The following is a 26,389-nucleotide window of genomic DNA, read 5'->3' on the forward strand; positions in this document are numbered from 1 at the left end:
TCATGGCTTGTCGCGGTTGCGACCGAACAAAGGGCGCTGCCGGTTCATGAACTGATCCGTGAAAGCATCGCGTTTTTTCCGATCAAACATATCCTCAAACCGACGCTCAGCTTGTGCCTCGTTATCAGGTCCCGGCTCGGTCGTGTCACCAGGATTGCCGTCCTCCATCGGTTCCGGATTGGTACCGGTATTGCGATCCGTGTTCATTAAAGCGGGTGCCTGCGTCGGGATTTGAGTTACGGGTTGCTGTAAGGTTTGAGCGTCCCGTCGATATCGTTGCAGATAGCTTTTGAATGTGCCGAGCGTGACCTCGATTCCGCCATCGGCCAACCATGTAATGATAGCCTGGTGTGACACACCTTCCGAAATGCGTTTTTCAATCGCAGGCATAAAAGCCCGAATTTTTGCAGCCTTGGTACGGGGCGGTATCGCGGCCAGCTGTTCCAATCGATCCGTCATTGAAGCCCCAGCTGCGTATTACATGATCGGTATGATCGGGGTGTCAGAGGTGTCAACCGAATTTGCGCACCATATGCCTTCTTCGTGCCTACCTACTGCTTCCCTGCTGCCTCCTTTTTGCCTCCTTCGTGCGTTCTTTTTGGCTCGTTTGCCCCTTGTTCGACTGTAGAACCTGCTGAACTTCGTTCATCAGGGTAGTTTTGACCCCCTTAAAGCTCGGCCAGCCCGTTTCGGAGCTGTCAGAACTTCATTCTCGATCCTTGAATCCGTAATTTCGGGTCGTACACCATACGCACCTTTCGGTGCCGCTAAGTCACTGAATTACAACGACAATCCTGCAACCGCGGCTAACATGCTGGACCCCAAGCGGACCCCAGATGGTTAGAAGCCAATGGAAACAGGCCATTTTATAGGCTCAACAAGGGTCCATGCTGTAGTTGGAGGCGTTATGAGGCTGTCAGATTCGATCAAAGTACGGTTGAGGGAGGGGCAGGCGCTAGTTTATGCCGCCGAGGCCGAGAGCCGGGGTATTGGGCTTGCAGCTTTCATCCGCGACCGCCTCGACCAGACTGACCGCGTTGCGGACGAGCTGGCGAGCATCCGCGCTGCCATGATCGACATGGGCGAAACGATGGACGAGCTGCGCGATCAGGTGGCAGAACGGCTCGTTGCATCTACCCAGGAAACGCAAGAAACAGGCGAACCCAGTGCCATAGAGATCGAAACTTTGCTGTTGTTGCGCGCCCTTTCAGGATCGCAAACTCGACAGATGGTTACAGCCGAAATTGAGCGACAGGGACTAAAACCTTTCCGAATACCGGGACCGCCGACAGGGAGCCGTTGAGCTGGAAAGGTCGCGACACAGCAGGGGCTCGGCATACAGCCAAGCCAGAAAGTTATAGGCCCGGGGAGATCAATGGGCTGCTCGACGCGAGATAAACGAGGCAACGGGTTCCCACGATATGACCGCTGTTAAAAGCGCGATCACCGTGGTCCAGATCAGGTCGTTGGTAATGGCATAAGCGGCAAGACCGTACATGGCCGTGCAGTAGAGAACGCCGATCGCAGTTGTCGTGCGGGGAAGGGCGCTTGCCAATGCAGTCAGGATTGCGGTTATGACGCCAATTGTGACAAATGCCGCCAGGACGATCAGCGCTGGATGCCAATGCAACGTTGTGAGCGCGTTCCATCCCCACACTGCGGAATAAATCGGCACCGCGAGCAGCGGGGCAAAGAAAACAAGCTTGATGGCACCCAGAAATAGGCCATCACCTTCGCGGACATAGATGCGATCCATAACCCACCCTCGACGGATCTCTATCTTCACCAATGCCCGATCGAAGGCATACCGGCAATGTTGGCGCGTAAATTGCCAGCAGCGAGTGTCACAACCCCTCGGTTTTGAAGCCGGCTTTACCTCGGCCGCTAAGCGCCTGCTCTTGTCATTCGGCGGTGACCTTGCCTTCCGGATTGAGGAGCCTGCCCCTTTAACATATGGGAGCAGAGCGGCAGGTTAGGCCGGGGTGGGGGCGATTTTGTATGGCTACGAGAATCGCTGTCGTTCCTGCCGGGGAAGACGTTCCTTCGGTTGATGAAATCTCTCCGATATCGAAGGAAACCTATCAGTAACTTCCAAATCCGGATGCTTAGCTAGTGCAGCGACAGTATACTTAGGAGGCTAGTGATAGGCCCGCTGTCATCCTTAATGCTCTTTCCGATAAAAGAAATGTCATCTGCCGGAATAGGATTACCAAGCGCCGCTGCTTCCAAAATCGCCGTACGTGCTGCTAGCAACGGTAATGCCAATGCTGCATGGTCTGGGTCAAAAGCATATAAGATCAGATCCGTTGAGTACGATGCAGCAACTCGGCGAAGTGTGTTCGATCCTACGGACTTTTCAAACCAAGGAGGGCTATTAGGCTCCGTAAATCGAGGAAGGCTATAGTTTACCTCCTCTCGAAGGGATTTGAGCCATTCTAAAGGGTCGCTCATACCTATAGGGGTAAGAAGTACGCTTGAAGGAGCAGTATTTCTGAAAAGACGAAGAGCAGAGCCGTGACTGCCCCCTCTTGATTCCCCAGTTGTTAACTTTCGTACAAGACCACCAGGCTTGATCTCAACTAGCCCAGGTTTGGAATCGTAGTGAAACATTCCTATGCCACGGTGAAGCAGAAGCGCCTTTATTGAGTAGAAAAGAGAATAGTACAACTTTACAGTTGCCCAAGAATAAAATCCGGATTGAATGCCCTGAGCAGCGTCGATAATGGAAATTACCGAGCTATACAGCGTATCAGTGATATCAGCGCCGACATGAGTCAGAAGCCCGGCAGACTGGATGTGATTGATCGGTGGGGCCGATGCAAACGTCCCGCCATGTTGATCCAGATGCGCGCGCGCGAAGTTTGTAACGGCGCTCACAGGGTAAAGTTGGCTAGTTCTTCAACCTCAGGATTGAAATAGGAGTCTAAGCGCTCAAAAACGACACGGGGCGCATCGCGTCCCCCAAGTCCTTTCACCTCTGACTGCAAAATCAAGTCATCTTTCGATAAGCCGATAACATTGAGAAACAAATCCTTCGAGAAGGATCTTTGTTTATTGCAGTACGGTATAAGCCTTTTCCTGAAAAACTCTATGCCACCAGAAAAGCCGGCAGCGAATAGAAAAGCATTTTGCGTACTTTGCCATTCATCACCATATTTGGAAGCTAAGGCCGCCCAAAAATTGGTAAGAATCTGGATTTGTAGCTCAAGCTCGCTAATTCCAAGCTGATCAAAATCGCCTTTCGGCTCTAACAAAGGCTTTAGCTCCGTAACTGCGGTTGACAAGGCTATACCACCACGCGTTCGAGGAGCGCCTGGAAACTTAAAGTAGTCTTTATAGGGTGAGTTGCTATTTGAGTTCAAATCGAGAACTATATCTTTAGCGCGTACGGCTGTACTATCGACAAGATCGGCAGTGGCTAGTCCGTACAAATCAAATACCAAGCTTCGAGCTACGGGTTTCTGTTCAGTATTAATAGAGAGAAAGATATCGGCGCACTGCTGAGTTGATAGTCCGCTAAATACAGCTACGGGAACCTGAAGATTACCTAGGTCTCTCCTTTCTTCGATCGCCGCTCTCAGACCAGCAACGCGGTGCTGACCGTCGATAATCTGCGCCGTTCGAGGAGTGGGCTCGAAAGTAAAATTCTCTCGGTCCGCTGTGAAGGCTTCACCCCCGGACCAATTAAGAATTATATTTGTTGGCAGATCTCCGCCGGCTAGGAAAAAATCTTTTATTGATGCGATGCGCCTGGTATTGAGAAAGCGCTGCACTGCTCCTGTTTCATCATCGATCCCACGGACCGCTGCGTAGCTGATCGCGGTCAGATCAGCTGCAAGCATACGGACCTGCAGAAACGTCTGATTCCCTTGGGTGATTGGGATCGCGGGAACGGTAACTGCCATTTGCAACTCTCACGCTAAGCCTTCGCCAAAGTTTGGTTCATAGAGACGTCAGATGCAAACCAATCCTGTGGTCACCTGAGCGCTTCTGGGTGGCGGAGCCGACGACCACACCGCCAACCGCGTTGTCTCCAGGGCTACAGCTGGTCGCTGTCGGGGCGCGGGTGCTGCGCTATTCGATGCAATAATTTAGACCTTCAGACTGTCAGCAGTGTCACAACCGAAGGGCTGTGACACTTAGCCCTATCGCTCGATTCGACGAGCACGCCAAAGCAGTCGTTAACGCCCAATGCCTTCCCGTCAGGTGGGGAAGAGATGTCGGTGAAGCCCTTCCGCTTCTGCAACGGTCAACCGAGTAATGACTTGCGGCGGATGGAAGCCCGCACGAAGGGTCCTCAACACCTCCATCGAAGCTGGGCAGCCGATTTCTACCTCTTGTAGAACAAGACCGTACGCTTTCGCCGAGCCTTGTAGATAATCGTTAAAGGCGGCTCGAGCCAGTCCAGTTCGCGGACCGCAAGCACGCCACACCGCGTCTGGATCGCCTTCGACGATCTCAGCAACTCGGGCTACACCGCGGACCTCGCCGACGGGCTTCGTAACATAAATCCAGAGCCGTATTCCCTGCTTGATCAGCGGGATTTTCCGCCTGATCTCGACCGTTTTAGAACCGTTGAAAATGGCACAGGCGAAGTTTGGGCGTATGGAAATTAATCTATCGTCGTCAACCAATGCCACGAAGCCATCCTTGGGTGAGAATCTGCGTAACTTTCCCACTGGACAGCGAGACAGCGGAAATGAGGTTAGCGTTTCCGGCAGCGTCAATCGCCTTCAGGTAGCGTAACGGAACCGGCGCAGGTAGCGCGAACAGGTTGTCGAAGCTCGTAACGAGAATATCGTCGGTAGCAGAGAAGGCATCAACATCGTCAACTACGAGCCTGCGCTGGCTGTCGACAGAGAGGTCTGCTTTTGGCTGTAGGGTGCAATCGACGATACGCCCCACTGCCACTACCGCGCCTCGTCCACCTGTACGGCTAGATTCATAAAACAGGATCGGCCCGTCCACCGGCATAAGCGGAACATTGCGCGGAGCGCTTACGTAGGCGCGTCGAGCGTGAAATGCCGCATCCTTCGCCTCTACGAAAGCGAAGGTGTGCTGCGGCGCCGTGCCGAGCAGGTCATCGGCAAAGGTCTTTGCGATCGGGACGATTACCCCGTTTTTACCTGGCCATATTACAATCGTGGGTGAGAGCAGGTCGGTAAGTTGCGATGCTGGATAGGCAAACGATTGGCCGCCCGGCGAAACCAACGAGATTTCAGTTTCTTCAAGAGTTGATATTGGCATCGAAACAGGGAGCGAGAACCCTGTTCTCCGCCGCGTTTCCGCTGCGCAATCGACCCAGTTGGGCTCCATGAGTGGTCGACCGAGCGCGATCTTTTGATACATCAATCCCGATCGGGAGCGCACAAATCCTCTCGACTGCGCAACCCGGCTTACGCTCGATTGACCCGGAACATGGATTAACTCGATCGCGGTCGGATGCACGCTAGCCGCATCGCGGGTGAGCCGGTCGATCAGAAAATCTGCAAACAGGCCTGCATCAGGCTGATCTTCGCGGGCATGGATGAGCAACCGCGCGATTGGCTGCATGCCTTGCGGTACGAGGAGAATGCCAATCGCCAGTAAATGGTCGGAGGACCGGATCGCCCTAGCTACTCGACCCGTGCTAAAAACGGATAAGTCACAGAATTCTTCTATGAGGCCCGAAGGCGTCATCGCGGCGGTGAGGTACGCTGCAAGTTCGGCATCGCTGGCCTCCCCGAAAGAGAATCCTGTCCCCGATCGCGGGGCAGGGGTTTCGGAAGTCGCTTCGTCGGGGAGAAGCGATATAATCTCTTCAACAGAAATTATATCGATCCCAACTTGGTCGAGCAGAGAGCCGCTGGCGGCGAGAAGTGTTTTATCACGTGTGATGAAAGCAGATGCACGTGATAAGGCGGCGTGAGCTATATGTGCGGCATCGCTAAGCGATTGGGTACTGCCTGCTGAAGACAAGCTTGGGTCAACGAACACCATCTGGTGGACTCGCGCAGCAAGCTCGTCCCGCCGTTCACAATCAACCGGCGGCAGCCGAGGTAAACGAAGGGCCATTTGCAGCACAGGGTCATTCGCCCGATCTGCTGATGTCCGCCTTAGTTCGAGCGCAAATTCATCTGCAACGGTAAGGCGGATCTGATGCGCCAGCGCCGCGCCAAACAACGCCCGCGCCTTATCCGACTGACGCCGGTCCCGGACCAGGTCAAAATATACGTTAAGGTCGAAGGCATAAAGTGGGGCCTCGCCTACGCTGCGCCGCTTAATGCCAAGGTCAAGGTCGGCGGTCTGTTGCCGATCAGCAAAAGCGAAAAGATTATCGGATTCCAGCTCGCGCACATGGACAAGAATTGCCCGGTTTCGCGCTGACCCGCCTTTACGGCTCATTACCTCGACAAAGCCGTTACTGCGGTAAAAGGCAAGCGAACCCGCAAGCGTTTCCGCAATCTCGGCTTTCAAGCTCAGGAAACCGTGGCTTTCGAGCTTCGCAACAAGCGTGCGGATTAGTATTGACGCGACACCCTGTCGCCGCTGGCCAGGGGAGGTCGCGATCTGCTGAACTTTGGCATGCGGGAAGACCCCGCTGTAGTGGATGTAGCCCCACAGCTCTCCATCCGCCGCGAGCGCAATCAAGCGCCCGCGGTCAATCGCCTCACTGATCGAATTCTCTGGCCAGAAACCCAGCGCTTCCTTTTCAGAATCGGCGAGTGCGACAATGGCCGGTAGCAGCCGGATCAGATGGTCGCGCTCAACGATGGTCCCCAGCGACTTTCGCGCACTCGTCACCTCCTACCAGTCCTTTCCGTCTCGGAGGAAAAAGCCCGCTGCGGGGCAAGCCGGCCGATACCACGATCATCCATCAAAAGTCGGGCCAAGGCCATGCTTTAGTACGATCAATTTGGGCAGCGCGAGTTCGGGTGTGTCAGATGCCTGGGGCGGGTTAGAGCAGGTCATTTGACCGATGGTGGCGATCTGGTGGAAGGTGGCGTGTTGATCGACTAGGATAAAGCCGCCTGATGATGCCTGCGCCCGCCCACGCTAAAATCTATCATATCGTTCACGTGGACAAGCTGGCAGCGATTGCGGCGGATGGGTTCTTGTTTTCCGATGCGGTTATGGCTCAGCATCCCGCCAAGGGAACGGTTATTGGTATGAACAATATCAAGGCGCGGCGTATGAACGAGTTGACGCTCGACAGCCATCCAGGCCTCTATGTTGGTCAGTGCGTACCGTTTTATTTCTGTCCCCGCGCAGTGATGCTCTATCTGATTTACCGCCGGAATTCCGAACTTGCTTATCAAGGTGGGCAGGAACCAATTGTGCATCTCGTCGCTGACCTGAACACGGTCGTTGCCTGGGCGGAGGCAAATCAGCGACGTTGGGCGTTTACGCTCTCCAATGCAGGATCTTACTATTTTGAAGATCGCCGCAATCTCGACCAGCTAGGCGAGATTAACTGGAACGCAGTACAAACGAACCAATGGTCGGGAAGCCCAACCAAGGAGCAAAAACAGGCCGAGTTCCTTCTCGATCGGCATTTCCCTTGGCACCTCATCGAGCAGATTGGTGTCTATAATCAGGTGACAGGTCAGCAGGCTGGACAGGCCATCGCTGCGGCTGCGCATCGTCCCCCGGTTCACATTCTACCGGCATGGTATTACTGAGAACAAACATGGCACAAATTAATCTCAAAACGGGCGACATCCTGAAGGCGGACGCAGAGGCAATCGTCAACACGGTGAACTGCGTCGGCGTTATGGGGCGCGGGATCGCGCTCCAGTTCAAGAAGGCATTTCCGGCGAACTTCCGGGCATATGCGCTCGCCTGTGATAATGGCGAGGTTCAGCCGGGCAAGATGTTCATTTACGATACCGGCTCGTTCACCAACCCCCGCTTCATCATCAACTTTCCCACCAAGCGGCATTGGAAGGGCAAGAGTCGGATAGAGGACATTGATAGCGGGCTGGCCGCGCTGGCTCGGAACATCAGCGAGCGAGGGATCAAATCCGTTGCTATTCCACCGCTCGGCGCAGGCCTTGGCGGGCTGGAATGGAACGATGTTCGTCCTCGCATTGAAGCAGCGTTACGCGATCTGCCAGACCTTGAGGTCCTTATCTATGAGCCTAAAGGCGCACCCGAGGTCGTTAAGTCGCGCGATGTGCCTAATATGACGCCCGGCCGTGCCGCGCTTGTTGTGCTGATGAACCGCTACCTAAAAGGGTTGATGGACCCGTTCGTCACGTTGATCGAAGTTCAAAAGCTGATGTATTTTATGCAGGAAGCCGGGCAGCCGCTGCGACTGAACTACATCAAGCATCACTATGGCCCCTACGCCACCAATCTCTCCCATGTTCTCAACAAGGTCGAGGGGCATTTCGTTGCGGGCTATCAAGACGGTGGCGATCAGCCAGATAAGGAACTGACCATCGTTCCTGGAGCGGTCGCAGAGGCAGAAGCTACGTTAAAGCATGAGGGAAAGACTCACGCCCACTTCAGCAATGTTGCCAATCTGGTGAATGGTTTTGAGACACCGTATGGGCTAGAGCTGCTTGCGACGGTGCATTGGGTTGCTACCCGAGAGGGTGCAGACACCGCCGAGAAGGCTTTTGCGGGGGTTCGCGGATGGAATGACCGCAAAAAGGTATTTACCGAGCGGCAGGTCGCCATCGCGTTTGAGACGCTCAAATCTAAAGGCTGGCTCACCGCTGCGTGATTGGGAGCTCCGCTCCCAGCCCAGTCTTGAGAAAGACCGTTGTGGTAACTTTGTCTACCGGCTCTATCGAATCCAAACGTAGAGTGGTTGGCTACCGTCCAACATGCTGTTTGGCGTGGGAGTGATCCAATCGCTCCCCAACACGGGATAGGGACCGTAGAACAGGTCGCCGAGCGCACGCCGGTAGTGCGCGTTCATCCAGCGTCGGCGCCGATGTTCCGGGCCATCGTAGAGCATGTGGCAGCGCTGGCACAGTGCCGCCAGCTGATGAAGTGCACTGTCGCTGGGATCATGATTGAGGTGTGCACAGGCCAGCACCACTGGCGTCCAGGCACCGTGCGCCAGGATGTTCTCTGTTGGTCGCCGCACGCGCCTCCCCTGCCCGTTGCGCCAGCAGCGCCGGCTCCGGTCCCACCATCGTCCATCCCGCAGATGGAATACCCTTTGCCCATGGGGACGTCCGCAATGTTCGCAGCAGCCGCCTGCTCGCACGAAGCGCACGTGGTGTGAAAGCTGCGGCCAGTCGATCGGGTATAGGAACACGTGCTCGGGTCGGATCGGCATCAGGCCTCTCCTTCCGAAGCGTCAGATTGCTGAGCGCTTGGCATCATGGAGCCAACGCCGCGGCGGTCAGCGCCCTGTAAAGCGTGGCATGGTGACATTTGAGCAGCTTGGCGGCTTCGCGTACCGACGTGCCTTCGCTGACCAACCGCTCGCCTAACTTGATCTGATCGGAGGTGAGCTTGGGCGGTCGGCCGAAGCGGACTCCCCTCGCCTTTGCCGCCACTCGCCCGCTGCTGGTGCGCTGGTGGATCAGTTCGCGCTCGAACTCGGCAATGCCGGCGAACACCGTCAGCACCATGCGGCCGGCGGGCGATGTCGTATCTGCCCAAGGCTCGGCCAGCGAGCGCAGGCCCGCACCCGCCTCTTTGAGCTTTTCGGCAATATCGAGCAGATCACGGGTCGAACGCGCCAACCGGTCGAGCCGCGTCACCACCACTGTGTCGTCGTCGCGGAGCTGCTTAATCATCCTAGCCAGCTCGGGCCGGTCGCGCTTTGCGCCGGAGGCCTTTTCCTCGAACGTCCGTTTGCATCCGGCGCCCTTCAGCGCCGCGCGTTGCAGCCGAAGGTCTTGGTCATCAGTGGACATACGGGCGTAACCGATCATCATGTCGCACAACTGTATCATAACTACAACTTATGCAACTGACTTTTGCAACACCGGCATACGAGAGAACATGAGCGTAGAAGGTGTTGTCGCAAAACTTAGGTCTTCCCCGGTGCGGCCCAGCCGATCCGGGCCAGCGTGCCAAGTAAGGTAGAGCGCGGTACCTTGAAGGTCCGGCAGACAGATGCCTTGCTAGCCCCGCCATCCAGCGCTGCTGTGATCCGTTCGAGCGTCTCCGCATTGATCATCGGCGGGCGGCCACCCTGGCGTCCTCGGCGTTTAGCCGCGGCCAGTCCTGCCATCACCCGTTCGCGTGTCAGCGCACGCTCATATTGTGCTAGCGCGCCGAACAAGGAGAACAGCAACTCGCCATGCGGCGTGGTTGTATCCATCTGCTCTGTCAGCGACCGAAACGCGATGCCCCGCGCCTTCAGGTCGGTCACGATCGTCAGCAGGTGCGGCAGCGAGCGGCCGAGCCGATCAAGCTTCCACACGATCAGCGTGTCGCCCGCGTTCAGATAGTCGAGGCACGCTTTCAGGCCCGGTCGGTCGTCGCGCGCGCCGGATGCCTTGTCGGTATGGAGATGCCGATGATCGACGCCGGCTGCGACCAGCGCGTCGCGCTGGAGATCGACCGACTGGCGATCGTCGGTCGACGACACCCGCATATATCCGACCAGCATGTGCGACAAACCCCCGAAAACATATTTTCGTACATTTTATCAAAGCGACAGGGTTTGTCGATCGTTATGAGCCGAGGCGGGTGTGGTTCAGCAAAAGCGCAGGTCGGGGGTGTCGCCAATCATGTGTTTTCCGACACTGGCGGGGCTAGTCGGCGCTTAAAAACGGCAGGGCCGTTCACGCCCACACCCGGACGCTCGGGTTAGTAATTCGGAGTCCCGGTAGTAGTCATTCGTTCAGTGGGATTATGGGGAACTTTCCAGACATGAGTTGCAATCGGGGCGCTCGGGATTGGTAAAGCTGTCTAGTTACGGCCAATGGGCAAGCGCGGTAAAATGGATCGCAAAAGCGATTACGCTGATATAATCTGGCATCGGAGGTAAATGCAGAAATGGAAAGTAGCCGTCAGCTGGAGAGCATCGCCCTCGCAATTGCTCCAATGCTAGCGGCTTCTGTATCCGAAGTATGGATCGTGGCAGAAGTTCATGACGACTGGATACAGAGGCGCTACGATGTCGTGTGCAACGGTAAGCTTGTTGAGGGGGTGGAAGGTGAGAGAACCATGAACCGATCCGTCAATGATGCTCTATCCGCCCTAGGGTCAGGACCCATTGATGTGAGAGGCGCGATCTGATTCAGGCTCCGTGAGGAGACTGAGGATGAGCGACCTGTACTGGCTGACGGACGAGCAGATGGCACGCCTGCGGCCATATTTCCCAAAGAGCCATGGCAAGCCGCGAGTTGACGACCGGCGGGTGTTGAGCGGTATCGTTTTCGTGAACCGCAATGGGCTGCGCTGGCGTGATGCGCCCAGCGACTACGGCCCGCACAAGACGCTCTACAATCGCTGGAAACGGTGGGGTGAGATGGGTGTGTTCCTCCGCATGATGGAAGGTCTGGCTGCCGCTGATGCCGACCCAAAGACCGTCATGATCGACGCGACGTATCTGAAGGCGCACCGCACGGCATCGAGCCTGCGGGTTAAAAAGGGGATCTCGGGCGCCTGATTGGTCGCACCAAAGGTGGCATGAACACGAAGCTCCATGCCGTGACCGACGCAAACGGCCGTCCGCTCAGCTTCTTCATGACCGCCGGACAGGTCAGCGACTACACCGGTGCGGCCGCATTGCTCGACGATCTGCCCAAGGCGCAATGGCTGCTCGGCGACCGCGGTTACGACGCCGACTGGTTCAGGGATGCCTTGCAGGCCAAGGGCATCCAGCCATGCATCCCAGGTCGGAAGTCTCGGCTCGAGCCCATCAAATACGACAAACGCCGCTACAGGCGCCGTAGCCGTATCGAGATCATGTTCGGACGGCTGAAGGACTGGCGCCGCGTTGCGACCCGCTACGACAGGTGTCCGACGGTCTTCTTGTCCGCCATCGCCCTCGCTGCCACTGTCATCTTCTGGCTTTGATCAACGAGTCCTGACCCTAAGGCGTGACATGCTTAAAGAGAGTCAGGAAGATTGGCATCATTGCACCTATGTTTTGAGGTCTGACGGAATCTTCAAAATGGAGTTCGATCGTAGCAGACCGCCGAGCGTGTGAATGTAACGATAGATACTCCTGTAAAAGGAGGCAGCGCCACAGAATGTCGGCCATCGCCAGCACCTTCCCGAAAGCCGCCGTTCCGCTTTCCTGCCCAACCCGGACATTCCCGAAATTCGATCCAGACCGTGCGAAAACTCACCGCCGCCCCCGATACAGACGTGATGCTCGAAACATAACGTCGCCAGATATGGCTGCGACGCAAGATAGCCAATCACCTGGCAACCGACACGCAGCTATATTAGTACGCTACATTCGGGGTTGGAGTTTTCGCACGGTCTGGATCGTTTTCGAGAAAGGTTTCGTGCCGCAACCAGCCGGTTTTGACACCTGTGAAGGCGGGGGATCTGCTAACCTCGATAACTTATTCGGCATGATCCTTTTTAACATTCGATGTGCTGAAAGCGTGTGGGTATCGTTGATCATCCATGGCCAACGAACGACTGTCATTGACCCGTGATTTCAACGGCCCATTCGTTCACGGTGCGGACCGGTTGGAGCATAGCGCCAAGCAGCAAGCAGATAGCGCCGATCGGCGCACGGAGCTTGCTGCCGATCGAACAGTCATGGCAGCGGAGCGCACCTACGCAGCCTGGGTCCGTACCGGGCTTGCCGCTCTAGCCGCAGGAATTGGCGCCCGCGCATTGCTTGAGAACATCGTGCCCGGCTGGCTTGCCGGTGCGACCGCAACCGTCCTGATCCTGTTCAGCGGCTTCTGCTTCGTTGCAGCGGTCTGGCGTGAAATGATTCCTATCGCCCCACCGCGGCCCGACACTCAGCGACTGCCGGCTTGGTTGCTGATCTCTGTGAACGGCTTCCTAGCGATTGCCGTCTTGGCGGCACTCGTCGGGATTTGGCTGCAATAACCGGCGTGACTATCGCCATTTTACGGATTCTGCTTGCATGACCACGCCGCAACTTATGTCGATTGGCCTGCTGATTGGCATGATGGGCCTCTTTCTTTGGGGCCGATTTCGCTATGATGTCACGGCCATCATCGCCCTGCTTGCCGGGCTGTCGCTGGGATTGGTGAAGCCCAAAGCGGCATTTACTGGCTTTTCCGATGACATCGTTATCATCGTTGGATCGGCGCTGGTGATCTCATCGGCAATGCAGCGTTCCGGCCTAATCGAGAGCGCGCTCGGGATACTGGCGCGGCGCGTGACACGCGTCCGGTCGCAACTCGTGGTGCTGACTACGGCAGTCGGGGTATCGTCCGGGCTCGTAAAGAACGTCGGTGCCTTGGCTATGCTGATGCCGGCAGCCGTGCAGACGGCGAAGAAATCGGACACTAGCCCCTCGGTGTTCCTGATGCCGATGTCGTTCGCTTCGCTCCTTGGCGGGTTGATGACCCTCGTTGGTACGTCGCCGAATATTATTGTCAGCAGAGTACGAGAGCAGATGACCGGTGAGCCGTTCGGCATGTTCGATTATCTGCCAACGGGGCTGGGCCTGCTTGTGGTCGGCCTCATTTTCCTGCGTTTCGGCTACCGCCTCCTGCCCAGGGAACGCCGCGCAGCGCCGACCATGGGCGAAGCTCTAAACATCACGGACTATGTCACTGAGGCGACCATCCAAGACGGATCGCCCGCTGTCGGCGAAACGGTTGAGTCCTTCATCGACCGTCATGATAATGAGGTGACGATCGCCAATGTTGTCCGTGACGATGTGCGCACGAGCATTACGGCCGAGTTCCTTCTGGCTGCCGGCGACACGCTGATCTTGGGCGGTGACCCGGATACGCTTGAGCGTGTCATTGCGGGTGACCACCTAGCACTTGCCGGACAGCATCGTGACCTACCGGAAGGCAGCGAAGATGATGAGGTTGGCGTCATTGAGGCGGTCATCACCACCGGCTCCGTGTTGGTCCGCCAGTCCGCTGGACGACTGCGGCTTCAGCAACGCTATGGCGTCAATCTCATCGCGGTATCGCGCGCCGGCAAACGGCTGACCAAGCAGCTCAGCGAGACCGTCTTGCGCGCCGGCGATGTCATTGTTCTTCAAGGACCCCTCACACTCTTGCCGGAACGCATGCGTGACCTCGGTACGCTGCCGCTGGCAGAGCGTGCCCTGCGTCTGGGAAGTTCGAAGCGTCGCTTCCTACCACTTATCATCCTCGCGGTGGCGATGACCGTAACCGCGACCGGCTATGTGCCTGTGGCCGTCGCCTTCTTCGCCGCTGCCGGTCTAATGATGGCGACCGGAGCGCTACCGCTGCGAGATGCCTATGATGGCGTCGAATGGCCAATTCTCATCATGCTGGGCGCGCTCATTCCGGTCAGTGAAACCCTGCGCACCACCGGCGCGTCGGATGTACTCGCGACCTCGCTTGCCCATCTGGCGGCCTCCTTGCCGCCATGGGGCGCGGTCGCCCTGATCCTCGTAGCGGCGATGGCTGTGACGCCGTTTCTCAACAATGCCGCGACGGTCTTGGTGATGGCGCCAATCGCGGCGGTGTTCGCGCATGACCTCGGATATCGCCCCGAAGCCTTCCTCATCGGGACCGCTATCGGGGCAGGATGCGATTTCCTGACGCCGATTGGGCATCAGTGTAACACCTTGGTTTTTGGTCCTGGGGGCTACCGCTTCAGCGATTACGCCCGGCTGGGCGCACCACTATCGGTTCTGGTGGTCTTGGTTGGTACGCCTCTAGTGATGTGGACTTGGCCACTGCACTGATCGCCGGGTACTGTTGATGGGCAGCATGGCCAAGCCGCAGGCGTTCGAAGATACTGAATGGCGTCCGTGGCGAGGAAGCGTACCGGGCGGCTCGGAAGGTTGTGGCACCGCAGATGTAGCAGGCGTAGGCGGCTTCATGCGTTTTTTCCACTCGCGGGCAGCCATGCCCGTTCTCATCGTCCTACTGCTTGCAACAATCACGGCAGCTGGACTGGCGACGTCTTGGACGCTGTCGATTGTGATGTGGCTTTCGAGCGCCGTTCTCGCCGCAGCCCTGTTTGCAACCTTGATGCAGGACGCCGACTGACATGGCTTCAGCGCCACTGATCGATAGCGCAGCTAGTCCACCTGGATCTGGTCGGGTGGCGCCATCGTGGCTCCGTAAAGCTTTTCGATCCAGCGAAGCTGCACTCATCGTGCTGGCCATCATGATCGGCAGTGCAGCCGGATTGCTCAGTGTCGTCCAGGGTACGCTCGCACAGGCGATGCAGCATCTGCTTTATGCCTTGTCGCCGGATGAAAGGCTGAGTGCGGCCACGACGATCCCTTACCTTGCTCTACTTGCCCTGCCGGCTGGTGGAGCCGTCCTCGCACTCTTCTCTTGGGTTACTCATGCTCGCCGGCGCCGGATGGTCGACGCTGTAGAGGCGAACGCCCTTCATGGTGGTCGCATGTCATGGTCCGACAGCCTCGTTATCTCCGGGCAAACGATCCTTTCCAACGGCTTCGGTGCGTCTGTGGGGCTTGAGGCGGCGTATGCGCAGTTGGGAGGGCTCGTCGCCTCGCTCAGCGGCAACTGGTTTGCGTTACGCAGGTCCGATCTGCGCATCTTGGTCGGCGCCGGAACGGGCGCCGCCATCGCAGGTGCATTCGGGGCTCCATTAGCTGGGGCCTTCTATGCCTTTGAGATCGTAATCGGGGCCTATACGATATCAGCGCTGGCACCTGTCGCTGCGGCGTGCCTGGCGAGTGTCCTTGTGGCGCAGGCGTTTGGTGCTCAACCGTATCTGGTTGCGGCTAATGCAGGCGAACAGATCGAGACGTTCCACTACCTTCTCTACGCCGGTCTTGGGGCCTGTGCCGCTGGCGCTGGTATACTGCTGATGCGGGCTGTTGCGGAGATGGAAGCAGCTACACGCAAACTGCCGATACCCTCGATTTGCCGGCCGATATTGGGCGGTCTTCTGCTCATCCCTCTGGCGATGCTCACGCCGCAAATTCTCTCTGCTGGTCACGGCGCCCTCCACCTCAATCTTGAAGCCGAGGTATCGCTGCGCTTCCTCGCCGCCATCTTCGTCGTCAAGTGCGCGGCCTCCATCATCTCACTTGGCTTTGGCTTCCGCGGTGGCCTGTTCTTCGCATCCTTGTTCTTGGGCAGCCTGCTGGGTCACCTGTTTGCTGGTTCACTCGAATGGATTGTCGGATCGCCTGTGATCGACCCGCACAATGCGGCCCTGGTGGGGATGGCCGCATTAGCGGTCGCCGTAGTTGGCGGGCCGATGACGATGGCGATGCTAGTCCTTGAGGCGACCCACGACTTCTCCCTTGCCGGCGCGGCCATTGCAGCATCGCTGGTCTCGTCCACCATCGTCCGCGAGCTGTTCGGCTATTCCTTTTCTACGTGGCGCCTGCATCTCCGGGGCGAAACCATCAAAAGCGCCCGCGATGTCGGCTGGGTCAGAACGCTTACAGCGGGCAAGATGATGCGACGTGTCGAAAGGGCTACGCCGTGCAACACGACGATCGCCGAGTTTCGTCGGGCGTTTCCGCTTGGTTCCACAAGTCGGGTCCTACTAGTCGATGACCACGAAAATTATGGCGGTATCGTACAGACTGCCAGTGCATTTGCCGAAGAGGTCGATCAGAAGGCACCGATCGGGTCGCTGGCGATCCACACGGGTCTCGCCCTTACGCCGGATTCAGACATCAGAAGCGTCATGACTACGTTCGATACCGAAGGTGCGGACGAACTGGCGGTAGTTGGAAGCGACGGGGCAGTTCTCGGCATCCTCTCCGAGAGCTATGCGCGACGCCGCTACGCAGAGGAATTGGACAAGGCGCAACGTGAGTTGTTTGGAGAAAGCTGACCAGCCGGCACGCAGCAAACGCTTCGTCCTACCGGTCTCGCTTAAGCCGGGCTTCGATTTTGACCCAGAACATGCCGCATCGCAGACCCATTCCGGCGAGTTGGGCGCCATGTACTGACATCAGCTCCGCACCGCGGCGAAACTGTTCAACCGGCACGGATATGGCGACGAACAGCCCGGCGTAGAGCAGCTGCGACATGATCGAGTGGATCACGACGGCGACCCCCAGCACTATCAGGCGGGCAGGCACGGAAGGCCGATGCGGCGCCGGATCGGGGCCTGTAATGAGCTAGGCGTAAAGGCATCCTGCTGCGACGAAATGGAAGTGCACCAGGTAGTGGAGCGCACCTGCCCTCTCTAAAGCAGCCAGTCCGCTTTCCTTCCCATTGTCGGCATTCAGCGGCCCGATATGTAGAAAACCCAGTCGTAATCACCATTGTGCGACAAACAAGTGCTTTCCGACACTCTCGAGACGTCGTGTCGACCTAGCCCAGCGTCATGCCGAATATACCGGACACGGACAGCGGGGCGCAGGTTTCACCGGAATCCTCATTTTTGCACCTGAACGACAGCGCCCGGCATCATCGGGTCGCCCGGAGCAATGACGAGGTAACGGCGCATGTCGCCTTTCGCGTCGCTGACGATCTGGCGGAGCGGTCCGAGCGTGTTTACTATCGCGCCGCCCGCCGGATTGGTCATGAACTTCGCCAGAGGCTGGATCACGCCGCTGCCGTCAGCGTGGGAGGATAATCCAAGGACATAGGGCATCTTTGGGCTGAGGCCCGCAACCGCCGCCTGCAAAATCTGGACCTGGCCTTGATCGAATAGCGTGACCTGGCTGCGCCCAGTCCCGGATAGAGTCAGCTGGATCTTCATGCCGGCCTGCGCGAGCGGCACCAGGTTTGCACGGCCATCGCCTACCGGCACCGCGCCGGGAACATATGCCACGCCTTGCGGCCCCTGACCGATTGGAATCGTCGCGATGACGGTGTTGCTTGCTGTGTCGATCGCCGCGACCGCATCGGCGTTCTCCAGCCCGACATACATCCGCGTGCCGTCGCCCGACGGCCATAGGCCGTGCGGGAGCGCGCCGACCGGGATGCTCGCCACCTGCACGAAGTCAGTGGTGCGGAACACCTTCACGACATTCTCGGTGCCGACCGTCACAAAGGCGAACTGGCCATTCTTATTGCGGGCGATATTGACGTGGTTGGTGATCGCGCCGGTATCGAACGTCTTGAGCACTGCGAAGGGTGGCTTGGCGTCGAACACCATGACCTTGCCGACGTCCTTGAGCGTCAACCAGACCTGCTTACCGTCGGGCGTCGCGGCGATGTCAGGGCAGAACGGGCTCGCCTGCTTGACGCGACCGACGATCTTCTTCGAGGCGGTGTCGATCACAACTGTCTCGGGCGAGAAGCTCGAACAGACGTAACCGTATTTCCCGTTTGGCGAAAAGATCGTCATGCCGGGGCCATTAGGAACGGGGATGCGCGTGGTCGGCGCGAAGGTCTTACCGTCGAGCACCTGGATATAATCCTCGCCGCGCACCGCGACCCAGACTTCGCGACCGTCGGGGCGGAAGAACGCTTCGTGCGGCGATCGGCCCACATAGGTCGTGTGCTTCACGGCATTGGTCGCAGTGTCGATGAACGTCACCGAGTTCGAGCCGATCGATATTACCGCCAGCGTCTTGCGATCGGGCGAGAAGCCCATGCCGTGCACGAGCAGCTGCCCCTTGTAGAGCGGGCTGAGATTGGCCGGGGTCTGGTCGCCGAGCTTGATGACGCCGAGCAGCGTGTTGGTCGACGGATCGATCACCGACACGGTGTTGGAGAACTGGTCCGAAGTGTAGAACCGGTCGTGCGCGCTAACAGGGATGTCGGGGGTCGCGTTCGGTACCTGCTGCGCAAATGCCGGGGCCGAAAAAGACAGGGCAGCACAGGCGGTTAAGGTAAAACGCTTCATGGACGGTCTCCGTGATGGGGGTGACCGGTCGCGGTCGGTTCGGTGTGAGGCAGCAACGCGCCGCCTTCGGATAGGATGCCCTGCATCACCGCGATTTCCTGACGCTGTTCGACGATGATTCCCTGGGCGAGCCGGCGCAGGCGTTCATCCTTGCCGTAACGCAGCTCGATCTCAGCCATGTCGATCGCACCTTGATGATGCGGGATCATCATCCTTGCGAAGTCGCGATCGGGATCGTTTGAATAGCCGGTCATCATCGCGCCGTGCATCCGCGTCATCGCCGCATCCATCGCGGACGCGAAGCCGTCCGTTTGCGCGATAGCAGCGGTCGATACGGACAAGCCTATCGCCATCAGCAAGGTCATGCGTGATCTCATCGTCCTGTCCCTAGTTTTCCTGTTTACGACACGCGAGCGATGATGCCGATAATCGTTGCTAGCACGGCCATGCAGGCCGGGAGAAAGAGCATCTGTATAGCCGCTTCGCGCCCTGTGATCGTGCCCGTCAAGATATCGACCGGGCCCTTGATGAACTCCGAGAACGAACGGAGGGGTTCGCCGGGGGCGGGAGTATCGCTGAGTACGATGCCGCCAGCAATCAGACCGAAATACAGGATCATGAAGACCGACACGACCGTCAGGACGAGCGCCGTAGCTGCATCACGTGCGAAGAAGGTCCAGAAAGTCAGCAACATTGCTGCATACACGCCGACGAGCAAGCCCAACGTGGCAGGATGGACGCCGCGCGATGCGATGCCTGGAGCCGTTCTTTCCAGCTCGTCATAATTGCCTGCATCCGGCACGATTGTGAGATGTCGGCGCACAGGCGTAGGAGCAACGAGTGTCTCGGTAGCGAGATCGTAGATCGGCTGTGTTGCCATGAGGAAGTCTCCGCGCGTCTCGATGAATGCCGAGCGTGACAGGATAGATGATTGCGGCGGGGCGGTCGGTCCAACGCATAACCACAGTCGTTCCGATCATCTAACAAGAACGGTAGACAATCTATGATCGCGTTTTCGTATTGAAACCATCGCGACCATGCGTTGGACGCAGGGGACATATCGGTCGATCTAGCGGCATCGGACTGGCACGATCACCCGCCGGATCCGCGATAAGGATCGAACGATGAAAGCTGCGATCGTTTTGGTTGCCGCGATGTTGGCCTCCGTAGCGCCAGTCCCGGCGATCGCTCAGGCCTATTGGGCTGCACCTGCGGCGGACGACTTTCCCTACGATATCAAGGCGGTTCAGGCACCGTGGTCGAAGGCTGATATCGACCTTAGCCATCATGACCGGATCTATGTGTCTGACCCGACATCGACGAAGATCGTTGTCATCGATCCTGCAGCGGGCAACGAACTGGGACGCATCGACCTCGCCAAAAGCGCGATAGCTGAGCCCAGCTTTTCCAGCCCCAAAGTCCAGCACCTGGCTGCAACGCGTGACGGGCGGACCCTGGCGGTATCGGCATTAGCGCAGCACAGTGTGACGCTCGTAGATCTGGCCACGAACACGGAACGAGGCCGGACCGTGTTCCAGACGTCTCCTACCGCCGTCGCGTTTACGCCCAATGGGCACGAACTTTGGGTTTCGCTCGGCGATGAACATGCCATCGCGGTCGTGGATCCTAAGACCGCGCGGGAGATCACCCGCGTACCAGCAAGTGGCGGAGCAGGCGCGACCATCCTGTCGCCAAACGGACGCTATGCCTTTGTATCGCTTACTGAAAGGCCGTCCATCCTGGTTGTCGACGTCGAGCATCGGCGCGTCGTCGGACACGTTGCCAGCAACGGTGCAGGTGCGGGAGCAATCGCGGTCTCGCCAGATGGCAAACAGATCTGGGCAACACGCCGCGAGAGCGGCACGACCACGGTCTTTGCTGCCAAACCGCCGTTTGCGGTACGCGAAGTGATAAACACTGGTCCAGCAACGGGCGCGGTCAACTTCGCTCAGCGCGCGGACGATTCCTTTGCCTATGTCAGCGTTGGCGGCGATCAACCTGCAATCAAGGTCTATAGAACCGACAGCCTGGAGGCTGTGACAACCATCCCGCTACAAGCGGCTCCGACCGCGGTTTGGCCGTCGGGCGATGGTACGAGGATCTATGCCAGCCTGGCCGGAACCAACAAGGTCGCTGGGATCGACACGCTGACGTACACCACCGCGTCGACGATCCCGATCAGTACGGATGTGCAAAGCCTGATCTACGTTCCTGGTGCCGTAAGATCAGGAAAAGGTCTCGCCAATCTAGTGCCATCCGGGCGCGATGCAGCGCTTGCCCTGGCGGCGCGTTGATCGGTCTTACACCGTCTGTAATCTCCCAACGAAAGCCCTTTCCAAAATGACCAAGCCCCCCGTCAGGATCGTGATCAGCGGTGCCGCAGGACAAATTTGCTATTCGCTGCTCTTCCGGGTCGCGCAGGGTGATGTGTTCGGACCGGACCAGCCCGTTATCCTTCAACTGCTCGACGTGCCGCAGGCGATGGACGCAGTACGCGGCGTGGTCATGGAACTGGAGGATTGCGCGTTCCCGCTGCTGGCAGATGTGATCATTACTGATGATCCGATGGTGGCTTTCAAGGACATCGATGCGGCCATGCTGGTCGGGTCTCGTCCCCGCTCGAAGGGCATGGAGCGCCGTGATTTGCTCGCTGCCAACGCAGCGATCTTCAAGACGCAGGGCGCAGCGCTGGACGCAGTGGCCAAACGCGACGCCAAGATCCTGGTCGTCGGCAATCCCGCCAACACAAATGCCTGGATCCTTGCGCAAAGCGCGCCGGGTTTCCCTGCCGAAAACATCACGTCGATGATCCGCCTCGATCACAACCGCGCGCAGGGACAGCTTGCGGCCAAAGCGGGTGTCGGTGTCGATGCGATTACAAAGCTCGTCGTCTGGGGAAACCATTCGCCGACGATGTTTGCCGACTGGGGAAATGCCGAACTCGATGGCCAAAAGCTCGCCGACCGTATTGGAGACGAGGCTTGGTACCGCGAAACGTTGATCCCCACCGTTGCGCAGCGCGGAACCGCGATCATCGAAGCACGGGGTGCGTCCTCGGCCGCATCGGCCGCAAATGCGGCGATCGATCATCTACGCGACTGGGTGCACGGCGCAGGCGACAATTGGGTGTCGATGGGCGTGGTGTCAGATGGCTCCTACGGTATCCCGCAAGGGCTGGTGTGCGGCGTGCCGGTGCACTGCAAAAGCGGTGGGTATGCGCGTATCGAAGGACTGATCCTCGATCCATTCCAGCGAACGATGCTCGATCGCACGATTGCCGAACTGGTCGAAGAACGTGAGGCGGTTATCGACATTCTGAAATGAACGACCGGTATATCTGATTGGAATGACCGTAATCTTTGGTTGGTGCGATTGATCTCCTTTCCCTATCATTGGGGCAAGGAGATCGGGCATGACCCTGGAACAACTCAGGATTTTCGTCGGTGTCGCTGAGCGCGAGCACATGACGCGCGCGGCCGAAGCGCTCAATGTGACGCAGTCAGCCGCAAGCGCTGCCATCGCCGCGCTGGAAGCCCGGCACGGCGTGCCGCTGTTCCACCGGGTCGGCCGTGGGATCGAACTGTCCGAAGCGGGCCGCATGTTTCTGGTCGACGCACGCGCAGTGCTTGGCCGTGCCGCCAGCGCGGAACTTGCACTGGCCGAATATGCAGGACTGGAGCGCGGCACTCTGCGGCTAGTCGCAAGCCAGACGATCGCGGGCTATTGGCTGCCCCGCCAGCTGGCCGCGTTCCATGCGCGCTACCCCGCGATCTCAATCGAACTGGCGATCGACAACACCGAGGGGGCCGCGGCGCGCGTGCTCGACGGTGCGGTCGAGCTCGGCTTCGTCGAGGGTGTGATCGACGAGCCCGCGCTCGCGCATTGGACGGTCGCGAACGACCGCATGGTGCTGGTAAGCGACCGCGCAGCCGACACGATCGACGAGGACTGGATCCGCGCCGCACGCTGGATCGTCCGCGAGCAGGGATCGGGCACGCGCTCGTCGTTCGAGGAGGTGCTGCGCCAGCGCGGCGTCGATCCGTCGGACCTCACCGTGGCGCTGATGCTACCATCGAACGAGGCGGTACGTAGCGCGGTCGAGGCCGGGGCGGGCGTCGCGGTGCTGTCGCAGCATGTCGTCGCACCTGCAATCGCGGCCGGCACGTTGCACGATCTGCCGCTCGGTCTGCCGCGGCGTCCGTTCTACGCGCTGCGCCATAAAGAGCGGTATCGAACGCGGGCGGCCGATGCGCTGACCGATCTCATCAAGGAGACTGGCAAGTGACCGCCGATCTGAAACCCGTTCTCGATGGCCTGAAGCCCCTCAGCCGGCTCGACTCCCCGCGCGAGATGATCCGGCAGTTCACCCCCAACTGGTTCGCCGCTACGATGGGCACCGGCATTCTCGCGCTCGCCTTGCCGCAGGTGCCGGGCGTCGGCGCATCGCTGCACCCGGTCGGCGAGGCGCTGTGGTACTTCAACATCGCGCTCTTCACGCTGTTCGCCGGGCTCTACACCGCGCGCTGGACGATGTTCGGACACGAGGCGCGGCGGATCTTCGGGCACAACACCGTGTCGATGTTCATCGGCACGATCCCGATGGGCCTCGCGACGATCATCAACGGGTTCCTGGCGTTCGGCCTGCCGCGGTTCGGCGCCGGCGTTATCCCGATCGCCGAGACATTGTGGTGGATCGACGTCGCGATGTCGCTCGCCTGCGGTGTAGCGATCCCCTACCTCATGTTTACCCGGCACGAACATTCGCTCGACGGCATGACCGCGGTGTGGCTCCTGCCAGTGGTCGCGGCCGAGGTCGCAGGCGCGAGCGGAGGCCTGCTCGCACCGCATCTGGCGGACGCGCACCACCAGTTCGTGGTGCTGGCGACCTCCTTTGTCCTCTGGGCGTATTCGGTGCCGGTCGCGTTCGGCATCCTCGCGATCCTCATCCTGCGGATGGCGCTGCACAAGCTGCCGCACGAGAGCATGGCCGCATCGAGTTGGCTCGCACTAGGCCCGATCGGCACCGGTGCGCTCGGGATGCTGGTGCTCGGCAGCGACGCGCCCGCGATCCTCGCCGCCAACGGCCTCGGCCAGATCGGCGCGGTAGCGCAGGGGATCGGCACGATCGCCGGGCTGCTGCTCTGGGGCTTCGGCCTGTGGTGGCTGGCGCTCGCGACGCTGATCACGATCCGCTACTGGCGCGCGGGCATTCCGTTCAACCTCGGGTGGTGGGGCTACACCTTCCCGCTCGGCGTCTACACGGTCGCCACCTTCAAGCTCGGCACGACGCTCCAGCTCGGCTTTTTCGGGATCGTCGGCACCGTCCTTACCATCGCGCTCGCAGCGATGTGGCTGCTGGTCGGCGCCAAGACGGTCACAGGCGGCTGGCGCGGAAACCTGTTCGTGTCGCCCTGCATCGCCCAAGCCAATTGATGGGCCGAACTGATCGTCCTGCCGGATCGAACCGGCGCATCCGATCGACCCGTACCGGGCAGACCGTCGGACGGATCGCGCATAAGAGCATGACATCGAAGGGAGAATGCTGGTGGACAGCCTGGATATGAAACTGGCGCAGGCGACGAACCGCCGTCGCTTTCTCGCAGAGGCTGCGATCGGCAGCGGCGCGTTGATCGCCGCACCCGCGCTGGCGCAGAGCATTGTCGATCTGCACCTGCCTGGCGGTCCGTCGGAACGACCGATGACCAGTGCGTTCCCTGGCAAGGGCAACATGATCCTCCAGCGTATCCACCCGCCTTTGCTGGAAACGCCGATGAGCGTGTTCAATGGTGACGTCTTCACGCCAAACGACCAGTTCTTCGTCCGCTGGCACTGGGCTGACATCCCCACCGCGATCGATGTCGAGGCGTTCCGGATCAAGGTGCACGGCGCGGTCACGCGGCCGCTGTCGATCTCGCTCGCGCAACTGCTGAAGTTGCCACGCGTCGAGCTGGCGGCGATCAACCAATGCTCGGGCAATTCGCGTGCGCTGTTCCAGCCGCCCGTTGCCGGTGCGCAGTGGCGTCACGGGGCCATGGGCAACGCCAAATGGCTCGGCGTGCGCCTGCGCGACGTGCTCGACATCGCCGGCGTGAAGCCGGGCGCGGTTGCGGTGCGGTTCGGTGCGCTCGACCAACCGGTGGTCGCGGGTGGACCGGATTTCGCCAAGTCGCTGTCGATCGACCACGCACGCGACGGCGAAGTGATGCTCGCCTTCGGGATGAACGGCGAACAGATGCCGCTCCTCAACGGCTTCCCGGTCCGGCTGATCGTACCCGGCTGGTATTCGACCTATTGGGTCAAGATGCTGAACGACATCGAGGTGCTCGCCGCACCCGACGACGGTTACTGGATGGCCAAGGCGTACAAGATCCCTGACACTCCAGGCGCGAACGTGCGGCCTGGCCAGAAGGATTTCCCGGCCGTGCCCATCAACAAGATGATCCCGCGCAGCTGGGTCACGAGCCTCGACGAAGGGCAGGCAATCGCGTTCGACCGGTCAATCCCGCTGGGCGGCATTGCGATGGGGGGCGATTGCGGCGTCGCCAAGGTCGATGTGTCGACCGACAACGGCAAGACCTGGTACAAGACAGTGCTCGGCCCCGATCACGGCAAATACAGTTTCCGCCGCTGGGACGCGCAGGTGCCGCTCACGCATGCGGGCCCGACTAGGCTGATGTCGCGCTGCTGGAACACCGCCGGCATCGCGCAGCCGATGACGCCGATCTGGAACCCGGGCGGGTTCATGCGCGGCAACATCGAAACCACCAACATCGTCGTCGGCTGAGGAGCGCTCCCCCATGAAAACGCCTTCCATCGGCACGCTGTCGTTCGGGTTCGTCGGCGCGACCGTCGTTCTTCTGCTCGCGATTGGTGCCCCGAACAGCCGCGTCGCCCCGCCGCCTGCCGCCCCGACCGCACCACCGCCGCCAAGCGTCTCGGCGCGCGGCTTCTCGCTGGCGTCCACTTCGGTCGATCTCCCAACCGACGAAGGGCAATATCCCGCCGGCCCGCATGCCGACGTCATCAATGCGAACTGCACCTCGTGTCATTCGGCGAGCATGGCGCTGAACCAGCCGCCACTCTCCGCCGACCAGTGGACCGCGGAGGTCACCAAGATGCGCGAGGTCTACAAAGCCCCCGTCGCCGCAGCCGACGTGCCGGCGATCGTCGCTTATCTGACCGCCATGAGCGCAAAGCAGCCGGGCGCCGCGAAGGGCAAGGCGCAAGACCCCGATCCGAAGGCTGCGCCCGACGTATCGGGGGGATCAGGCTAGGGTCAGGACCCATTGATGTGAGAGGCGCGATCTGATTCAGGCTCCGTGAGGAGTCTGAGGATGAGCGACCTGTACTGGCTGACGGAGGAGCAGATGGCGCGCCTGCGGCCATATTTCCCAAAGAGCCATGGCAAGCCGCGAGTTGACGACCGGCGGGTGTTGAGCGGCATCGTTTTCGTGAATCGCAATGGGCTGCGCTGGCGTGATGCGCCCAGCGACTACGGCCCGCACAAGACGCTCTACAATCGCTGGAAACGGTGGGGTGAGATGGG

27 protein-coding genes are annotated in these 26,389 nt (G+C 59.3%); 15 read left to right on the plus strand and 12 right to left on the minus strand.

Annotated features, from left to right (window positions below; all coding sequences use genetic code 11):
* The gene (locus tag O6Y00_RS21610; RefSeq protein WP_353444570.1) at positions 1–459 is read right to left on the minus strand and encodes a hypothetical protein; all 459 of its coding nucleotides are present in this window, start codon (positions 457–459) and stop codon (positions 1–3) included.
* Positions 460–907: 448 nt separating this feature from the next.
* Between O6Y00_RS21610 and O6Y00_RS21615 the strand changes: the two genes are divergently transcribed.
* Positions 908–1,303 carry a hypothetical protein gene (locus O6Y00_RS21615; RefSeq protein WP_353444571.1) on the plus strand — a complete coding sequence of 132 codons (396 nt, stop codon included), beginning with the start codon at positions 908–910 and terminating at the stop codon, positions 1,301–1,303.
* Positions 1,304–1,372: 69 nt separating this feature from the next.
* On the opposite strand, the gene O6Y00_RS21620 is transcribed toward O6Y00_RS21615, so the two are convergent.
* The 5 genes from O6Y00_RS21620 to O6Y00_RS21640 form a co-directional block, all read right to left on the minus strand.
* Positions 1,373–1,756 carry a hypothetical protein gene (locus tag O6Y00_RS21620; protein WP_353444572.1) on the minus strand — a complete coding sequence of 128 codons (384 nt, stop codon included), beginning with the start codon at positions 1,754–1,756 and terminating at the stop codon, positions 1,373–1,375.
* Between the two features lie 353 nt (positions 1,757–2,109).
* Positions 2,110–2,877, minus strand: coding sequence for a HEPN domain-containing protein (locus tag O6Y00_RS21625; RefSeq protein WP_353444573.1), 768 nt, complete (start codon positions 2,875–2,877; stop codon positions 2,110–2,112).
* The gene (locus O6Y00_RS21630) at positions 2,874–3,905 is read right to left on the minus strand and encodes a DGQHR domain-containing protein (protein ID WP_353444574.1); all 1,032 of its coding nucleotides are present in this window, start codon (positions 3,903–3,905) and stop codon (positions 2,874–2,876) included. Before O6Y00_RS21630 ends, O6Y00_RS21625 begins: the two co-directional genes overlap by 4 nt.
* Positions 3,906–4,202: 297 nt before the next feature.
* A complete protein-coding gene (locus O6Y00_RS21635; RefSeq protein ID WP_353444575.1) occupies positions 4,203–4,640 on the minus strand; it encodes an ASCH domain-containing protein in 438 nt (145 codons plus the stop codon).
* Positions 4,627–6,783 carry a GNAT family N-acetyltransferase gene (locus O6Y00_RS21640; protein ID WP_353444576.1) on the minus strand — a complete coding sequence of 719 codons (2,157 nt, stop codon included), beginning with the start codon at positions 6,781–6,783 and terminating at the stop codon, positions 4,627–4,629. The genes O6Y00_RS21635 and O6Y00_RS21640 overlap by 14 nt, the downstream gene beginning before the upstream one ends.
* Before the next feature lie 230 nt (positions 6,784–7,013).
* Between O6Y00_RS21640 and darT the strand changes: the two genes are divergently transcribed.
* Together darT and darG are read left to right on the plus strand one after the other, a co-directional pair.
* A complete protein-coding gene (gene darT, locus O6Y00_RS21645; protein WP_353444577.1) occupies positions 7,014–7,661 on the plus strand; it encodes a type II toxin-antitoxin system toxin DNA ADP-ribosyl transferase DarT in 648 nt (215 codons plus the stop codon).
* An 8-nt stretch (positions 7,662–7,669) separates the two neighbouring features.
* Entirely contained in the window at positions 7,670–8,710 is a 1,041-nt protein-coding gene (gene darG, locus O6Y00_RS21650) for a type II toxin-antitoxin system antitoxin DNA ADP-ribosyl glycohydrolase DarG (protein ID WP_353444578.1), read from the plus strand.
* A gap of 607 nt (positions 8,711–9,317) precedes the next feature.
* Here the strand turns inward: darG and O6Y00_RS21655 are convergent.
* Positions 9,318–9,881 (minus strand): recombinase family protein, encoded by a 564-nt coding sequence (locus O6Y00_RS21655; RefSeq protein ID WP_353444579.1) that lies wholly within the window; start codon positions 9,879–9,881, stop codon positions 9,318–9,320.
* A gap of 95 nt (positions 9,882–9,976) precedes the next feature.
* Positions 9,977–10,561, minus strand: coding sequence for a recombinase family protein (locus O6Y00_RS21660; RefSeq protein ID WP_353444580.1), 585 nt, complete (start codon positions 10,559–10,561; stop codon positions 9,977–9,979).
* Between the two features lie 657 nt (positions 10,562–11,218).
* Between O6Y00_RS21660 and O6Y00_RS21665 the strand changes: the two genes are divergently transcribed.
* The 5 genes from O6Y00_RS21665 (at position 11,219) to O6Y00_RS21685 (ending at position 16,875) form a co-directional block, all read left to right on the plus strand.
* Positions 11,219–11,976 (plus strand): IS5 family transposase gene (locus tag O6Y00_RS21665; RefSeq protein ID WP_126849408.1). Its coding sequence is split into 2 segments (ribosomal slippage): positions 11,219–11,552 and positions 11,552–11,976, totalling 759 coding nucleotides; the frame shifts between segments, so codons are not numbered across the junction.
* A 561-nt stretch (positions 11,977–12,537) separates the two neighbouring features.
* The gene (locus tag O6Y00_RS21670; protein ID WP_056019268.1) at positions 12,538–12,975 is read left to right on the plus strand and encodes a DUF202 domain-containing protein; all 438 of its coding nucleotides are present in this window, start codon (positions 12,538–12,540) and stop codon (positions 12,973–12,975) included.
* Between the two features lie 37 nt (positions 12,976–13,012).
* On the plus strand, positions 13,013–14,788 hold the full coding sequence (locus tag O6Y00_RS21675) for an SLC13 family permease (protein WP_056019265.1): 1,776 nt from the start codon (positions 13,013–13,015) through the stop codon (positions 14,786–14,788).
* Positions 14,789–14,813: 25 nt separating this feature from the next.
* Positions 14,814–15,095: a hypothetical protein gene (locus O6Y00_RS21680; RefSeq protein WP_132833781.1), complete on the plus strand. Its 282-nt coding sequence runs from the start codon at positions 14,814–14,816 to the stop codon at positions 15,093–15,095.
* 1 nt (position 15,096) lies between these two features.
* Complete coding sequence (locus tag O6Y00_RS21685) at positions 15,097–16,875, plus strand: chloride channel protein (RefSeq protein ID WP_082445489.1); 1,779 nt, start codon at positions 15,097–15,099, stop codon at positions 16,873–16,875.
* 28 nt (positions 16,876–16,903) lie between these two features.
* Here O6Y00_RS21685 and O6Y00_RS21690 read toward each other — a convergent pair whose 3' ends face one another.
* From O6Y00_RS21690 to O6Y00_RS21705, 4 genes are all read right to left on the minus strand, one after another.
* Entirely contained in the window at positions 16,904–17,125 is a 222-nt protein-coding gene (locus O6Y00_RS21690; protein WP_056019259.1) for a hypothetical protein, read from the minus strand.
* A 299-nt stretch (positions 17,126–17,424) separates the two neighbouring features.
* Positions 17,425–18,843 carry a YncE family protein gene (locus O6Y00_RS21695; protein WP_056056390.1) on the minus strand — a complete coding sequence of 473 codons (1,419 nt, stop codon included), beginning with the start codon at positions 18,841–18,843 and terminating at the stop codon, positions 17,425–17,427.
* Positions 18,840–19,208 (minus strand): CopM family metallochaperone, encoded by a 369-nt coding sequence (gene copM / locus O6Y00_RS21700; protein WP_353444582.1) that lies wholly within the window; start codon positions 19,206–19,208, stop codon positions 18,840–18,842. Before copM ends, O6Y00_RS21695 begins: the two co-directional genes overlap by 4 nt.
* A gap of 35 nt (positions 19,209–19,243) precedes the next feature.
* The gene (locus O6Y00_RS21705; RefSeq protein ID WP_277970858.1) at positions 19,244–19,723 is read right to left on the minus strand and encodes a hypothetical protein; all 480 of its coding nucleotides are present in this window, start codon (positions 19,721–19,723) and stop codon (positions 19,244–19,246) included.
* Between the two features lie 244 nt (positions 19,724–19,967).
* On the opposite strand from O6Y00_RS21705, the gene O6Y00_RS21710 reads away from it, so the two are divergent.
* From O6Y00_RS21710 to O6Y00_RS21740, 7 genes are all read left to right on the plus strand, one after another.
* Positions 19,968–21,137, plus strand: a complete 1,170-nt coding sequence (locus O6Y00_RS21710; RefSeq protein WP_019054675.1) for a YncE family protein — start codon at positions 19,968–19,970, stop codon at positions 21,135–21,137.
* A gap of 46 nt (positions 21,138–21,183) precedes the next feature.
* Positions 21,184–22,167, plus strand: a complete 984-nt coding sequence (locus O6Y00_RS21715; RefSeq protein WP_069710277.1) for a malate dehydrogenase — start codon at positions 21,184–21,186, stop codon at positions 22,165–22,167.
* A gap of 88 nt (positions 22,168–22,255) precedes the next feature.
* Positions 22,256–23,128 carry a LysR family transcriptional regulator gene (locus O6Y00_RS21720; protein WP_019054677.1) on the plus strand — a complete coding sequence of 291 codons (873 nt, stop codon included), beginning with the start codon at positions 22,256–22,258 and terminating at the stop codon, positions 23,126–23,128.
* Complete coding sequence (locus O6Y00_RS21725; protein WP_056056383.1) at positions 23,125–24,276, plus strand: TDT family transporter; 1,152 nt, start codon at positions 23,125–23,127, stop codon at positions 24,274–24,276. The genes O6Y00_RS21720 and O6Y00_RS21725 overlap by 4 nt, the downstream gene beginning before the upstream one ends.
* 106 nt (positions 24,277–24,382) lie before the next feature.
* A complete protein-coding gene (locus tag O6Y00_RS21730) occupies positions 24,383–25,627 on the plus strand; it encodes a molybdopterin-dependent oxidoreductase (RefSeq protein ID WP_207901272.1) in 1,245 nt (414 codons plus the stop codon).
* 13 nt (positions 25,628–25,640) lie between these two features.
* The gene (locus O6Y00_RS21735) at positions 25,641–26,117 is read left to right on the plus strand and encodes a hypothetical protein (protein ID WP_037535047.1); all 477 of its coding nucleotides are present in this window, start codon (positions 25,641–25,643) and stop codon (positions 26,115–26,117) included.
* A gap of 60 nt (positions 26,118–26,177) precedes the next feature.
* The coding region (locus tag O6Y00_RS21740; RefSeq protein WP_353444583.1) for a transposase at positions 26,178–26,389 on the plus strand (212 nt) is incomplete at its 3' end.

The organism is Sphingomonas faeni (assembly GCF_040407565.1).
Lineage (GTDB): Bacteria > Pseudomonadota > Alphaproteobacteria > Sphingomonadales > Sphingomonadaceae > Sphingomonas > Sphingomonas faeni_F.